General features: G+C 51.1%; 11 protein-coding genes and 1 pseudogene. 7 read left to right on the forward strand and 5 right to left on the reverse strand.

Annotation, left to right across the window (positions count from 1 at the left end):
- Nucleotides 1–112 precede the first annotated feature (112 nt).
- Nucleotides 113–970, forward strand: coding sequence for a small-conductance mechanosensitive channel MscS (gene mscS / locus BZG20_RS05035; protein WP_077578292.1), 858 nt, complete (start codon nucleotides 113–115; stop codon nucleotides 968–970).
- Between the two features lie 56 nt (nucleotides 971–1,026).
- On the opposite strand, the gene BZG20_RS05040 is transcribed toward mscS, so the two are convergent.
- Nucleotides 1,027–1,617, reverse strand: a complete 591-nt coding sequence (locus BZG20_RS05040) for a LysE/ArgO family amino acid transporter (protein WP_077578347.1) — start codon at nucleotides 1,615–1,617, stop codon at nucleotides 1,027–1,029.
- 157 nt (nucleotides 1,618–1,774) lie between these two features.
- Here BZG20_RS05040 and BZG20_RS05045 point away from each other — a divergent pair, with 157 nt between their 5' ends.
- Complete coding sequence (locus BZG20_RS05045) at nucleotides 1,775–2,665, forward strand: LysR family transcriptional regulator ArgP (RefSeq protein WP_077459003.1); 891 nt, start codon at nucleotides 1,775–1,777, stop codon at nucleotides 2,663–2,665.
- A gap of 156 nt (nucleotides 2,666–2,821) precedes the next feature.
- A pseudogene (locus tag BZG20_RS05050) lies at nucleotides 2,822–3,460 on the forward strand (oxidative stress defense protein).
- Between the two features lie 74 nt (nucleotides 3,461–3,534).
- Here the strand turns inward: BZG20_RS05050 and BZG20_RS05055 are convergent.
- The 3 genes from BZG20_RS05055 to BZG20_RS05065 all read right to left on the reverse strand — a co-directional run bounded on the left by BZG20_RS05055 (nucleotide 3,535) and on the right by BZG20_RS05065 (nucleotide 7,351).
- Nucleotides 3,535–5,082 carry an alanine/glycine:cation symporter family protein gene (locus tag BZG20_RS05055; RefSeq protein WP_077459005.1) on the reverse strand — a complete coding sequence of 516 codons (1,548 nt, stop codon included), beginning with the start codon at nucleotides 5,080–5,082 and terminating at the stop codon, nucleotides 3,535–3,537.
- 237 nt (nucleotides 5,083–5,319) lie between these two features.
- Nucleotides 5,320–6,543, reverse strand: a complete 1,224-nt coding sequence (gene srmB, locus BZG20_RS05060) for an ATP-dependent RNA helicase SrmB (RefSeq protein ID WP_046075077.1) — start codon at nucleotides 6,541–6,543, stop codon at nucleotides 5,320–5,322.
- Between the two features lie 103 nt (nucleotides 6,544–6,646).
- The gene (locus BZG20_RS05065) at nucleotides 6,647–7,351 is read right to left on the reverse strand and encodes a methyltransferase (RefSeq protein WP_158010018.1); all 705 of its coding nucleotides are present in this window, start codon (nucleotides 7,349–7,351) and stop codon (nucleotides 6,647–6,649) included.
- Nucleotides 7,352–7,658: 307 nt separating this feature from the next.
- Here BZG20_RS05065 and brnQ point away from each other — a divergent pair, with 307 nt between their 5' ends.
- Nucleotides 7,659–8,966: a branched-chain amino acid transport system II carrier protein gene (brnQ, locus tag BZG20_RS05070; protein ID WP_077578294.1), complete on the forward strand. Its 1,308-nt coding sequence runs from the start codon at nucleotides 7,659–7,661 to the stop codon at nucleotides 8,964–8,966.
- A 90-nt stretch (nucleotides 8,967–9,056) separates the two neighbouring features.
- Here the strand turns inward: brnQ and fldB are convergent, their stop codons facing one another.
- Complete coding sequence (fldB, locus tag BZG20_RS05075; RefSeq protein WP_046075079.1) at nucleotides 9,057–9,575, reverse strand: flavodoxin FldB; 519 nt, start codon at nucleotides 9,573–9,575, stop codon at nucleotides 9,057–9,059.
- Between the two features lie 143 nt (nucleotides 9,576–9,718).
- On the opposite strand from fldB, the gene xerD reads away from it, so the two are divergent.
- The 3 genes from xerD to prfB all read left to right on the forward strand — a co-directional run bounded on the left by xerD (nucleotide 9,719) and on the right by prfB (nucleotide 13,560).
- A complete protein-coding gene (gene xerD, locus BZG20_RS05080; protein ID WP_106406691.1) occupies nucleotides 9,719–10,615 on the forward strand; it encodes a site-specific tyrosine recombinase XerD in 897 nt (298 codons plus the stop codon).
- A gap of 21 nt (nucleotides 10,616–10,636) precedes the next feature.
- Nucleotides 10,637–12,367, forward strand: a complete 1,731-nt coding sequence (recJ, locus tag BZG20_RS05085) for a single-stranded-DNA-specific exonuclease RecJ (protein WP_046075080.1) — start codon at nucleotides 10,637–10,639, stop codon at nucleotides 12,365–12,367.
- A 94-nt stretch (nucleotides 12,368–12,461) separates the two neighbouring features.
- A protein-coding gene (prfB, locus tag BZG20_RS05090; protein WP_108743078.1) for a peptide chain release factor 2 occupies nucleotides 12,462–13,560 on the forward strand; the annotation gives its coding sequence in 2 pieces (ribosomal slippage) (nucleotides 12,462–12,536 and nucleotides 12,538–13,560; 1,098 coding nt in all).
- The last annotated feature ends 25 nt before the right edge of the window (nucleotides 13,561–13,585 follow it).

Genomic DNA, 13,585 nt, shown 5'->3' on the forward strand with positions numbered 1-13,585 from the left:
ATAGCGACACGTCTCATTGGGTAGACATTTTGCGTAATTGAGATAGACAGCGACCAGTAAAAGGCTGTTAACATAGGGTTACCGTTTATCCCAACTTGAAGAGGGAAAGTGAATGAGTGAGGAAAACACAGTGGTAGAGGGCGCTAAATGGGCCCAGACTTGGCTGATGGATAACCAAGATCTGTTGACGCAGTACGGGGTGAACATTATTTCCGCGCTACTGATCTTGGTGATTGGTAACCTTGTGGTTAAAGGTTTAGCTAACTCCATGGCGGGTGTCATGCGCAAGCGCAACATGGATAACGCGGTGGTGGAGTTTATCCATGGTTTGGTGCGTTACTTACTGTTTGTCATTGTTTTAATTGCAGCATTAAGCCGCGTGGGTGTGCAAACGGCGTCTGTGATTGCCATCTTAGGTGCCGCAGGTTTAGCCGTGGGTCTTGCCTTACAAGGCTCGTTGGCCAACTTTGCTGCCGGGGTGTTGATTGTGATGTTCCGTCCGTTCAAATCGGGCGATTACGTCGAATTGGCCGGAGTCGCTGGCTCTGTTGAGTCCATTCAAGTGTTCTCTACGGTGCTCACGACCCCTGACAACAAAATGGTGGTGGTTCCTAATGGGTCCGTGATCAGTAGTCCAATCACTAACTATTCCAAGCACGCGACACGCCGCATTGACTTGACGATTGGCGTAGCGTACAGCGCGGATTTGAAGAAAACCAAATCGGTGCTAACCAATATCGTCACTCAACACCCCTTGATTCTGAAAGACCCTGAGCCCAATGTGGCGGTGATGACGTTAGCCGACTCATCGGTCAATTTTGTGGTGCGCCCTTGGGTGAAAACAGAAGACTACTGGAGTGTTTACTTTGAGCTGTTGCCAACCATCAAAGAAGCACTAGACGAAAATGGTATTGAAATTCCGTTCCCGCAAATGAGTGTTCACTTCGAGCGCGGCGAGAGCCAAGCGTAACCTCACGGCGGGCGACCGTCATTATGGATGCGGCAGCGTGGCCGCATCCCTGTTTTTTAACCCGCCAGTAAACGTGCGTACAGGCCAAGTGCGAGCTTACCGGCCACGAATAACATCATACTCGCCATGAGTAGGTCGAGCAGTCGCCGGATAGAGGGCGTGGAGAGCCACGGCGACAAGTGCGCGGCCCCTGCTGATAAACCGTAAAACCAAAGGCACGATCCCATTAGGGCGCCGACAGTAAAGGCAACGCGTTCATCGAACGCAAATTGGCCACCAATTGCCCCTAACACTACCACGGTATCGAGATACACATGCGGATTGAGTAAGGTCACCGCCAAGGCACCAATGATCACCGCGCGGCGGCCTCGACTCATGGTGGGTGTCGCCATTGACACGTCTTGGTTGTGCTGACGTGCGCTTTGGATAAACTGCCACGCATACACACTCAAAAAAGCGATCCCCGCGAGCGTAATGGTGTTGAGCAGAAGTGGATAGCTTGCTAACAATGCCCCTCCGCCAAAAATACCACTTGAAATCAAAATAATATCGCAAATAAAGCAGATCGATGCTGTGGTCATATGGTGTTCACGGCTGATACCTTGGTTAATCACATAGGCATTCTGAGCACCAATGGGAATAATCATGGTTAGGCTTAATCCTAAGCCCTGAAGTGCGACGAGAAAGCTGCTCACCCTGTTCTTCCTTCTTTTTACTGGTATAACCCTCACTTTAAGCAGGATTGCCTATTAAAGGAACTTAATTATATTTATGGTTAATTAATTTAACTAATGAGGCGCAAGGATGGATTATCGAGGAGTAGAAGCGTTAGATGCGGTGATCTCTTGGGGAAGCTTTGAACGCGCGGCGGCGGCCCTGTTCATTACTCAATCTGCGGTCTCTCAACGTATAAAGCAGTTAGAGCGGCAAATCGCCCAGCCTGTAATGGTGCGTGAGCAACCTCCGCGGCCAACGCCGATCGGTCAGCGTCTACTGGGTCTTTATCGACGCGTGCAACTGTTGGAGCAAGAAACCTTGCCTGAGCTGGCACCAGGTATTGATGGGTCAGTCTTGTCGGTCTCCATTGCCACCAACGCGGATAGTTTAGCGACTTGGCTACTTTCGGCCCTCGCGCCACTGACCGCCCATCAAGCGATTGACTTTAATTTATTGGTTGAAGATGAAAGCCGTACGCTCAATAAAATGCGCAGCGGTGAAGCGATTGCGGCGATCAGCACTGACTCCACGCCGATGCATGGCTGTGATTGTCGTTACTTGGGTACCATGGACTACAGTTGTGTGGCTACCCCAGCGTTTGCTCAGCGATACTTTTCTGATGGGATTGATAGAGAGGCGTTAATGGCCGCGCCGGCAGTGATTTTTGATGCACATGACGATATGCATGCGGATTTTCTAGCGGCTCATTATGCCATGCCCGCAGCGGGGTGGCGCCGACATATTGTCCGCTCTTCGGAGGCATTTGTGGCCATGGCATCGCAAAGTATGGCGTATTGTTTGATCCCACGGATTATGGTGTCAGCGCAGTTAGCGGACGGGCGCTTGGTGGATGTGATGCCGGGGAAAGTGGAGTCACGGCATTTGTACTGGCATTTTTGGGCGATGGAAAGTGGTGTGTTAGCGGCGATTACCCATGCTTGTCAGCAAGCGGCGAAACAAGCACTGGTTCAATATTGACACAAAATTGACGTTGATAGGGGAGCTTTTGGTGTTTTTTCGCGTCTGACCTAGCGTTACTTACTATCTATCGCTTGCCTTCTCAAAGGAGAGATTATGCAAAAATTGAAAGCAATGGTATGGCTGACGGGGGCCTTAGTGATGGCACCCGCCGCGATGGCCAATATTGATTTTCCTCACTTGGACATTACCGGTGTCGGGGAAGTGACCGCTGCGCCAGACATGGCGAGCATTGAAGTGGGCGTGGTCACTGAGCGTAAAACGGCGAAAGCTGCGAAAGCCGCATCCGACAAAGCGGTCACGGCGTTTATCAATCGGCTGTCGGCACAAGGGGTAAAGCGCGAATAAATCGAGAGTGCGCATATTCAGCTGTCACCGCGTTATCAACACGCCAAAGACAAAGCGCCTGAGCTGATTGGCTACCGTGCGGAACGCCACGTTACTGTGACACTCAATCAGCTCGATAAATTGAATGCGGTGCTAGATGGTGCCTTAGGCGAGGGGATCAACCGTATTCGCCATGTACAGCTCACCAGCAGTGAGCAGGCCACCTTGAAAGACAAGGCCCGTGAGGCAGCGGTACAAGACGCCAAAGAGAAAGCCGAGGAGCTCGCGAAAAGCCTGGATATGCGTGTCGATGGCGTCTGGCAAATTCGCTATCGATCCAGCAACCCACGTCCTGTGATGATGAATGCCGAACTGCGCAGCGGCAGCGCGGATGTCGCGGCGAGCTACCAAGATGCAACCATGCAGGTGCGTGATCAAGTCGATATTATTTTCCGCCTTGATGACTAGTAGCGTCGTTGGCCAACACGATCAAAAAAGGGCGCTGATGCGCCCTTTTTTACCATTGATTCGCTGTTTGAATCTTATGCCGTTGGATTGATAGGTTTGCCATCGGCATCGGTGGTTTCACTTTCTTGCTTGCCATTACGGCGCGCCAGACGTTGTTCCCAGTAATCGGCATTTTTGATGCCAAGCTTAACCGGATCAAAGGTGTAGGTTTCTACCCCTCTGGCCTGTTGCTCTTCATAATCTTTCAGCGCCTTAAGGGCTGGCTTAGACATAAAGAAGATGATGATGATGCCAACAATGTTTAACCATGCCATCAAACCCACACCGGCATCACCAAACGCCCATGCCAAGTTCGCACTCCGCACACAGCCGTAGAACACGGCGGACATCAGCACCACTTTCAGCGCAAACATCATACCTGGCACCTTGATAGTGCGACGCAGGTAAGCAATGTTGGTTTCGGCAATGTAGTAGTAGGCCAAAATGGTGGTAAAGGCGAAGAAGAAGAGTGCAAAGGCGATAAAGGGTTTACCTAAGCCAGGCATCGCCGCTTCAATCGCCAGCTGAGTAAACTCAGGGCTGTTTGCCGCGACAGAAGAGGCCAAGTTTTGCACGATATAGGCTTCACCTGGACCATGGACGTTGTAAGCACCGGTGATGATGATCATAAACGCGGTTGCCGAGCAAACTAGCAAGGTATCGATGTAAACCGAGAAGGATTGAACCAGGCCTTGCTGAGCCGGGTGATCCACGTTGGCAGCCGCCGCCGCGTGTGGACCTGTACCTTGACCCGCTTCGTTGGAGTAAACACCACGTTTTACCCCCCAACCAATGGCTGCACCCGCACCTGCCATCGGTGTGAAGGCATCGCCGATGATCATAGAAACCACGGCGGGAATTTCACTGATGTTCAATAGGATGATGACAAACGCAATAATGATGTACGCCAGCGCCATGAAAGGCACGACGATCTGCGTAAAGTGGGCAATACGTTTAACACCACCGAAAATGATGAATCCGAGCACGATAGAGATAAAGGCACCGGTAATCACTTTCGAGACTTCAAGCGCACCAAACATGGCGGTATCAACCATGGCGCCAGAGCCAAATGCGGTTTCAACGGCATTACCGATGGCGTTAGATTGCACGCCAGGTAGCATGACACCACAGGCGAGTAAGGTCGCGAGAGCGAAGAGGATGGCATACCATTTTTGTCCCATCGCTTTTTCGATGTAGTAAGCTGGGCCACCACGGAACTCACCATTGTCTTCTTCTTTATAAATCTGTGCCAATGTTGACTCGGTATAGGCGGTTGCCGCCCCGAGAAAAGCAACGACCCACATCCAGAAGACCGCGCCTGGGCCACCAAACCCGATAGCGGCGGCGACGCCGGCAATATTACCCGTACCGACACGGCCGGAGAGTGAGACTGCTAAGGCTTGGAAAGAAGAAATCCCTTTGGTTGAGCTTTTCCCTGAAAAGAGGAGTCGCCACATTTCGGTGAAGTGACGGATTTGAACAAAGCGCGTCAGTATGGAATAGAACAGTCCCGCACCCAAACAGGTGTAAATCAGAACCGGGCTCCATATGATGCTATTTAAGAAATCGACAAACGATTGCATAGTGAGTTCCTTCTACTGTGTTTGCATCATGTTTTGTTGTTATCGCGATTAGCATCTTAAACTGATTTGCAGCGCAATTGTTAATATTTTGTGTCATTGCATTGCGCGATGTGTGAATCTGATCGTTTTGTGCTCAACAAAATGGACGTCGATAGCGAAAAAAAGGAGGCCTTTTCGGGCCTCCTTGAGTAATTCCTTATATATCAGCCAGTCAGTGAGGCTGATAGATGTCTAGTTCTATTTGCGTTTTTTGGGCTTTTTGACTTTGCTCGAGTTTTTAACGCTTTGCTTCTTTTTTTTCTTCTTATGCTCTGCTTTTTTATGTTTTGGCTTCAAGCTAGCAATGGTTCGCTCTTTAATCTCTTCATCCATATAGCGCATGATCCTATCCATCATTGGTTGATCATGGGCTTCGACCAGTGAAATGGCAGAGCCTTTTTTGCCCGCACGAGCCGTGCGACCAATACGGTGTAAATAGACGTCAGCCGTGCGTGGGAGATCATAGTTGATCACATGGGTGATATCTGGGACATCAATGCCGCGTGCCGCAACATCAGTGGCCAGCAGTACACTGACTTTTCCTTCACTAAACCGGTTGATCGCATTGTTACGCTTCGCTTGTTGCATTTCACCTTGGATCCAGGCGCAATCCAGTTGTTGTGACTGCATATAATCACGAAGCTCCGCCAAGCGCTCACGTGTTTTAATAAACACAATCGCTCGTTCAGCCTGTTCGCTAACAATCGCCTTTAATAAGGCGCGTTTATGGTCAAGATCATCGCAGCGATGGTACCACTGGGTGATTTTTTTACGCTCGCGGCGTGGTGGTGTGACATCAACCAACTCAGGGTTGTCCAACAAATTATCGGTAAAGCCTGCTACCCCGCGGCCTTCTAATGTGGCGGAGAAGAGCATGGTCTGACGGCGGCGCTGGCACTCATCAGAGAGTCGATTGACGGCATTCGCAAACCCCATATCCAGCATCCGGTCTGCCTCATCTAAGATCAGGCATTCAACGGCGCGACAATCGAACCGTTCGGCTTCAATGTACTCCATCAAACGGCCAGGCGTTGCCACCACAATATCCTGTGTTTTACCCAACTGCTCGGCGTGCTCTTGGTATGAAATGCCCCCGGTGATGGTGAAGATCTTAAGACTGGTATTTTTCGCTAATGCGCGCGCTTCATCAGCCACCTGAATGGCTAATTCACGCGTGGGGGTGAGAACCAGTACGCGTCCTGGCCCGGGTTTTTGCCGCGGGAAGTCGAGTAAGTGCTGCAACATGGGCAGCAAAAAAGCCGCCGTTTTGCCGGTTCCCGTTGGGGCGGAGGCAAGGATGTCACGTCCATCCATACCGTGGGGGATAACCTCAGATTGGATCAGCGTAGGGCGCTGATAGCCCATATCGTCAAGTGCACTGAGCAGTTCTGGATCCAGCTCGAGTTCGGCAAAGCTTCGCACAGGTAATTCTCCAAGGATAGTTAAGCGCGGTATTATAGACGCAAATAGTGTAAATGGGCAGCGCGCCCAAGGCCAATGATAGCGAGACGCTGCTCGGTTTGGATTACGAGAGTTTGAGGTAAAACGCGCGTGTCAGATCCGCGAATGCCTGCGTATAAGCGCCATCTCTCTCGCGCACCACGATCGTATCAGATCTGACTGCGCCCGTCGTTGGCGAGAGTGTGAATAATAAGCGCGAAGGCGATTTATCCGGCGTCGGGCGCACGGATAGCTGCCGGCGTAAGAACAGGCCTTGTCCCTGAGCAGAATGAATAAACGCGTCTGCCTCTTTACTGGGCAAGATAAGATCGGCACAGCCCGCCGGGGTGAGTAATCCTTGCAAGCACGCGATAAGTGCGGGATGGCTCAGGGTATTTGCATGCCTAGCGACCGCGCGCTGTTGATTGCTGGACGGGGCGCCACTGGTAAAGTATGGCGGATTACAAACAATGTGTTGCCATTGTTCCGTGCGCTCAAAAGCGTTGATATCAGCGTGGTGTACTTGGATTTGCCGAGCAAAGCATGAGTGTTTCACATTTAGCTCGGCGCAGCGAAACGCGGCCGTATCATACTCAACCGCGGTCAGCGACAAGGATGGAAAACGTTGTGCCAACATCAATGCCAATAAACCGGTCCCCGTTCCGATATCCAAGCTATTACTCGCCGCCCCAGGCTGAGACCACGCGCCCAGTAGTACACCATCCGTACTGACTTTCATGCCACAGTCACCGTGGTCGATAACAAATTGTTTAAAGCGAAACTGGCTCATTTGTCCTGCACTCTGGCAACTTAGCGGCATCAAGGGGTAGCATTTTTTGCTTTTGTGTAACCATGATGTTATCGAGTTTGTTTGTTAAAAAATACCACAGATAACATAATAGCTAGTGTATTGAGCTGATTGTTATTGCTAACGCAGAAGATCACAAGGTTTTTTGTCAATGCCTTTACTGTGGCTATGAACTTCTTCATTATTCTGCGTTCTGCCCATCGTCTGAAACAAAATATTATAATTGAGCGTTTCAGATGGGTGAAACATTATTGATTGCAAACACCCTCTTAAGCTGTAGGTATACATCGTGACTAAGCGTTTAAAATTAGTAGATATTTTAGCGTTAGGTTTTATGACCTTTGCCTTTTTCTTAGGCGCAGGAAATATAATCTTTCCCCCACAAGCTGGCATGTTGGCCGGTGATCACTTTACGGCTGCAATGATCGGATTTTTGATCACTGCCGTCGGTCTTCCTTTAATCGGTATCATTGCGGTTGCGGTGGCAGGCGGAGGCTGGAAGGGCCTGACGCGTGACTTACCCACAGGTGTTGCCACACTAATGGCCGTGCTGATTTTTATCATTATTGGCCCCGCCTTTGCTGCGCCTCGTGCCGGACTTGTCGCCTATGAGATTGGTTTTAAACCCTTTTTATCAGCTCCTGGGCAGCTAGAACTGGGCGCTTTCTCTGTGGTCTTTTTTGCCGTCGCGATGTTTTTCTCTCTTTCTCAAGGCAAGCTGATTGATACCATCGGTAAATTCTTGACACCTTTGCTTTTCGCGGCGCTCGCGATTTTGGCTATCGCGGTGATTGTTAACCCACAAGGCGAAGTGGTGGCCGCGCAAGGTAACTATGTTGAAAACGCACTGACGACTGGCTTTTTGGAAGGTTACAACACCATGGATACCTTTGCGGCGTTAATGTTCGGCATGTTGATTGTCGATGTGATCCGTAAAAAAGGTATCGAAGACAACAAAGCGACCTGCATGTACCTGATTTATGCTGGTATTATTGCCGCCGCTGGACTGGCGTTTGTGTACGTGTCGCTGTTCTACTTGGGCTCAACCGCTAGCGCGGTGGCGCAGGGAACGCAAAATGGTGGCGAAATCATGGCTGCCTACGTGGATGCACTGTTTGGCCCGGTTGGGCAAATGATCCTGGCGGCGATTATCGGTTTAGCGTGTTTGACGACCGTGATTGGGTTGGTGAGTGCGTGTGCTGATTACTTTAGTTCGCTCACATCATGGACGTACCGTCGTTGGGTGGTCGTCGTGGCTACTGTCTGTGCGGTGGTGGCCAATGTGGGTCTCAAGCAGCTGATTGCGATTTCTGTCCCTGTGCTGTTTGCCCTTTATCCTGTCGCGATTGCGCTGATTGGTTTGACGTTTATTCGTCGCTGGTTGCCAAATCCGGCTGTGGGTTATCGCCTTGTGTTGGGCGTGGCATTGCTCTTTAGCTTGCTCGATGCGGCAAAAGTCATGGGCGCTGACATGAGCGGCTTTAGCTTCCTACCGCTATTCGATGTCGGTATGGCCTGGCTGCTACCTACATTGGTGGCTATGGGCGTGGCAAAGTTTGTTGGATCACGGGCGAATGCGTTAGCAGACGCATCGTGATATCGACCGCTGCATGATAGCGAACAAAAACCGCGCTGAGAGGCGCGGTTTTTTTGTCTCATTAATTGGCCAGCGCGAGCCGGGATAGGCTCAAAGTAAGGCTTGATACTCGAGTAGCACTTGCTCGCACCAGTTTTGAATCCGCTCGTCACTGAGTTCGTACTCGGAGTCTTCATCAAGGGCGAGACCGACAAATTGCTTGCCATCCTCGGTCACCGCTTTTGAGGCATCAAAACGATAACCTTCGGTGGACCAGTAACCAATAAACTGTGCGCCACAGCCTTGTAGTTGCTGGTGGAGCATGCCCATGGCATCCAAATACCATTCGGCGTATCCTTCTTGGTCGCCCAAGCCAAACAGGGCTATGACTTTGCCGTTTAGTTGAAGACTATCAATGTCTTGCCAAACCGCTTCCCAATCTTCTTGTAGCTCACCAAAATCCCACGTTGAGATCCCAAGTAGTAGCAAGTCGTAATCTGCCATTTTGGCTAGCGGTGTTTCTTTGACATTATGTAGCTCGACCAAATCATCACCGATAAAGTCACGGATTTTCTCCGCGGCCATTTCGGTATAGCAGGTGGTAGAACCATAAAAAAGACCGATTTTCATAGCGCGACTCGTTTGTGTGTAATGGGCGCAGTTTACCTGCTCACCGGCAATATGATCCAGCAACTGACGGTGACATTTTGTATAATAGCCGCTGACCGTTACCCAGATGATGAGCGGTTTTTTTCGATTAATAACCAAGTGGGTTGAAGGTGACGAATAACATTGAACGCATCGAGCAGTTTTTGGATGCAATGTGGATGGAGCGTGGGCTTTCCGAAAACACGTTGAATTCGTATCGCACAGATTTATTGAAGCTGTGCCATTGGCTCGACACCCGCGCGTTGGTGGCGGTGAGCAAGCAAGACTTACAAGATTACCAATACTGGCTACATGAGCAGGGCTACCAGTCTAGCACTCGCAGCCGTATGGTGTCGGCGTTACGTCGCCTATTCCAATACTTGTATCGACAGAAGTTGCGTCCCGACGATCCCAGTGCCACCCTAATCAGTCCGAAGCAGCCCAAGCGGCTGCCGAAAGATCTGACGGAAGAGCAAATCGATGCACTATTAATGGCACCGAATACCGACGACCCCCTTGAGCTTAGAGATAAAGCCATGTTGGAGCTGTTATATGCGACGGGTTTGCGTGTGACAGAGCTTATCGGGCTGACGATGGAGAATGTGAGCTTGCGTCAAGGTGTGGTGCGGGTGTCCGGTAAAGGTGACAAAGAACGTTTGGTCCCGATGGGAGAGTCGGCCGTGGATTGGCTGGAGCACTATTTGGCGTATAGTCGCCCGGTATTGCTGGGTGAAACCAGTACCGATGTGTTTTTCCCAAGCAAACGCGCCCGTCAAATGACACGGCAAACCTTTTGGCATCGCATCAAGTACTATGCGCAACTGGCGGGGATTGAGACAGAGGATCTCTCGCCCCATGTTTTACGTCATGCGTTTGCGACCCACTTGCTCAATCATGGGGCCGATTTACGCGTGGTGCAGATGTTACTCGGACACAGTGACCTATCGACGACCCAAATCTATACCCATGTGGCGACTGAACGTTTAAAACAGCTGCATCAAACTCATCACCCACGCGGCTAATCGAGAACTGGTGACAACTTCATGATAGAAATAAAAAGACGTACGCCGTCGGTTACGCCGGCATTCAGCGATGCGATTCCGCCGTTACTGCAGCGTTTATACGCCAACCGCGGCTTACAAGCAGACAGCGAGCTCAATCGAAGTGTGGCTGGATTGCATCAATATCAAGCGTTAACGGGGATCGACACCGCGGTGAGCTTGCTGGCTGAGGCGCTAAAGGCTCATCAATCCATCTTGATTGTGGGTGACTTCGACGCCGATGGCGCGACATCGTCAGCACTCTCCGTCAAAGCCTTACGCATGATGGGCGCCACCCGCGTCGATTACTTGGTGCCAAACCGCTTTGACGATGGGTACGGCTTAAGCCCAGAGGTGGTCGATCAAGCCGCTGAGCGGGGAGCAGAGCTTATCATGACCGTGGACAACGGGGTGTCATCGCTGACGGGTGTGGCGCGCGCCAAAGCGTTAGGCATGCAAGTGGTGGTGACTGACCACCACCTCCCAGGAGAAACATTGCCCAATGCCGATGCCATGGTGAATCCTAACCTTGATGACTGTGGTTTTCCGTCGAAGGCACTTGCCGGTGTCGGGGTTGCTTTTTATTTGATGCTGGCGCTGCGCGCGCATTTACGTGACCAAGGGTGGTTTGAGCAGCAGGGACTGACCGTCCCTAACTTAGCCGACTTGCTGGATTTGGTGGCGCTGGGCACGGTCGCCGATGTGGTGGCCTTGGACAGTAACAACCGTATCCTGGTTCATCAGGGCTTACAGCGGATCCGCGCCGGGCGTTGCCGTCCAGGGATCCAAGCGTTGATCGAGGTTGCCAATCGCAACATGGCCACGCTTGTCGCTAGTGATTTCGGGTTTGCATTGGGGCCGAGGATCAATGCCGCGGGGCGTTTGGATGACATGGCATTTGGGGTTGAGTTGTTGCTATGCGACAACATTCATGCTGCCAGACGTATGGCGTCTGAGTTGGATGCGCTCAATCAAACCCGCAAAGACATTGAGCAAGGAATGAAGCAAGAAGCCGTGGCTTGGTGTGAGCGCTTGATTGCCGAGCAGTCTGAGCGTGAGTTGCCGGTGGGGCTGGCACTTTTTCAGCGAGATTGGCACCAGGGAGTGATAGGGATCCTTGCCTCGCGCTTAAAAGATCAATTTCACCGCCCTGTGATTGCGTTTGCCGATGGTGGTGATGGACTGATAAAAGGCTCAGCGCGTTCGATTCCTGGTTTGCATATGCGCGATACATTGGATCGGATTGATACCTTAAACCCTGGATTAATTAAAAAGTTTGGCGGCCATGCCATGGCGGCCGGATTGACCATCGACGAAGCACAGTTTGATACGTTCGCCAAGCAGTTTGATAGCCAAGTACGTGAGCAGATCAGTGAGGACGACTTAAAAGGTGTCTTGTTAAGTGATGGTCCCTTACAAAGTCACGAACTGGGGTTAGAGACAGCAGAAATCATTCAAGCAGGCGGCCCTTGGGGGCAAGGCTTCCCAGAGCCGCAGTTCGATGGCATTTTTAAGGTGCTGCAGCAAAAACTGGTGGGCGGAAAACACTTAAAATTGATGGTCGAGCCCGAGGGCGGTGGCACCATGATTGACGCCATTGCCTTTAATGTTGATTTGCGTCGCTGGCCGGATCCCAGCACCAAGACGCTACGGCTCGTTTACCGCCTCGATATCAATGAGTTTCGCGGAAACCGTAGCGCTCAGTTGATCATCTCTCACCTTGAAGCCGCTTAAATGTGCGGCTTTTTCCATCACGCCCTGTTTATTGGCGCGACAATTCGCTAAAATTCGGCGGTTAAATTTCCGCTAACAATGAAGATGCTTGACCATGTTTGAGATTAATCCAATCAAAAATCGCCTCGCCGATATCGCCGAACGTACCGATGTCCTTCGGGGGTATCTTTGACTATGATGCCAAGAAAGAGCGTCTAGAAGAAGTTAATGCCGAGTTAGAACAACCGGACGTGTGGAATGAGCCACAACGTGCGCAAGCGCTAGGGAAAGAGCGCGCCTCACTAGAAGCGGTGGTGGAAACCATTGATCAACTGACTCAAGGCGGCGAAGACGTCAACGAACTGTTGATGCTTGCGGTCGAAGAAGACGATCAAGAAACCTTCGACGAAGTGGAACCGGAGCTGGTGGAGCTTGAAGCCAAGCTAACCAAGCTAGAATTCCGCCGCATGTTTTCTGGTGAGCACGATGCGTCTGATTGCTATATTGACCTGCAAGCTGGGTCAGGCGGTACCGAAGCGCAAGATTGGACCAACATGATGCTCCGCATGTACTTGCGCTGGGCGGATGCGAAAGGTTTTAAAGCCGATGTGATTGAAGTCTCTGAAGGGGATGTGGCTGGATTAAAGTCTGCCACAGTACGCATCACCGGTGAATACGCCTACGGCTGGTTACGTACTGAAACGGGCGTTCATCGTCTTGTGCGTAAATCGCCTTTCGACTCGGGGGGCCGTCGCCATACCTCGTTTGCCTCGGCGTTTGTGTATCCGGAAATCGATGACAACATTGAGATCGATATTAATCCATCAGATTTGCGGATTGATGTGTACCGTGCCTCTGGCGCGGGTGGGCAGCACGTTAACACCACCGAGTCAGCGGTTCGGATCACCCACGTGCCGACCAACACTGTGGTGCAGTGCCAAAACGATCGTTCACAGCATAAAAACAAAGATCAAGCGATGAAACAGCTGCGTGCGAAGTTGTTTGAGCTTGAGCTACAAAAGCAAAACGCGGAAAAACAAGCCAACGAAGACGCCAAATCAGATATCGGTTGGGGCAGTCAGATCCGCTCCTACGTATTAGATGATTCGCGCATCAAAGACTTGCGTACCGGTATTGAAAACCGCAACACGCAGGCCGTTCTCGACGGCGACTTGGACAAATTTATTGAAGCCAGCCTCAAATCTGGCCTGTAATGACGAATTAATGTAAAGGGTTTTC

It is taken from the genome of Salinivibrio sp. IB868, assembly GCF_001995655.1.
Classification (GTDB): Bacteria; Pseudomonadota; Gammaproteobacteria; order Enterobacterales; family Vibrionaceae; genus Salinivibrio; species Salinivibrio siamensis.

Coding starts and splice junctions, on each gene's coding strand:
- mscS (WP_077578292.1), top strand. CDS start 113: ATGAGTGAGGAAAACACAGTGGTAGAGGGCGCTAAATGGGCCCAGACT.
- BZG20_RS05040 (WP_077578347.1), bottom strand. CDS start 1,617: ATGATTATTCCCATTGGTGCTCAGAATGCCTATGTGATTAACCAAGGT.
- BZG20_RS05045 (WP_077459003.1), top strand. CDS start 1,775: ATGGATTATCGAGGAGTAGAAGCGTTAGATGCGGTGATCTCTTGGGGA.
- BZG20_RS05055 (WP_077459005.1), bottom strand. CDS start 5,082: ATGCAATCGTTTGTCGATTTCTTAAATAGCATCATATGGAGCCCGGTT.
- BZG20_RS05065 (WP_158010018.1), bottom strand. CDS start 7,351: ATGAGCCAGTTTCGCTTTAAACAATTTGTTATCGACCACGGTGACTGT.
- fldB (WP_046075079.1), bottom strand. CDS start 9,575: ATGAAAATCGGTCTTTTTTATGGTTCTACCACCTGCTATACCGAAATG.
- recJ (WP_046075080.1), top strand. CDS start 10,637: ATGATAGAAATAAAAAGACGTACGCCGTCGGTTACGCCGGCATTCAGC.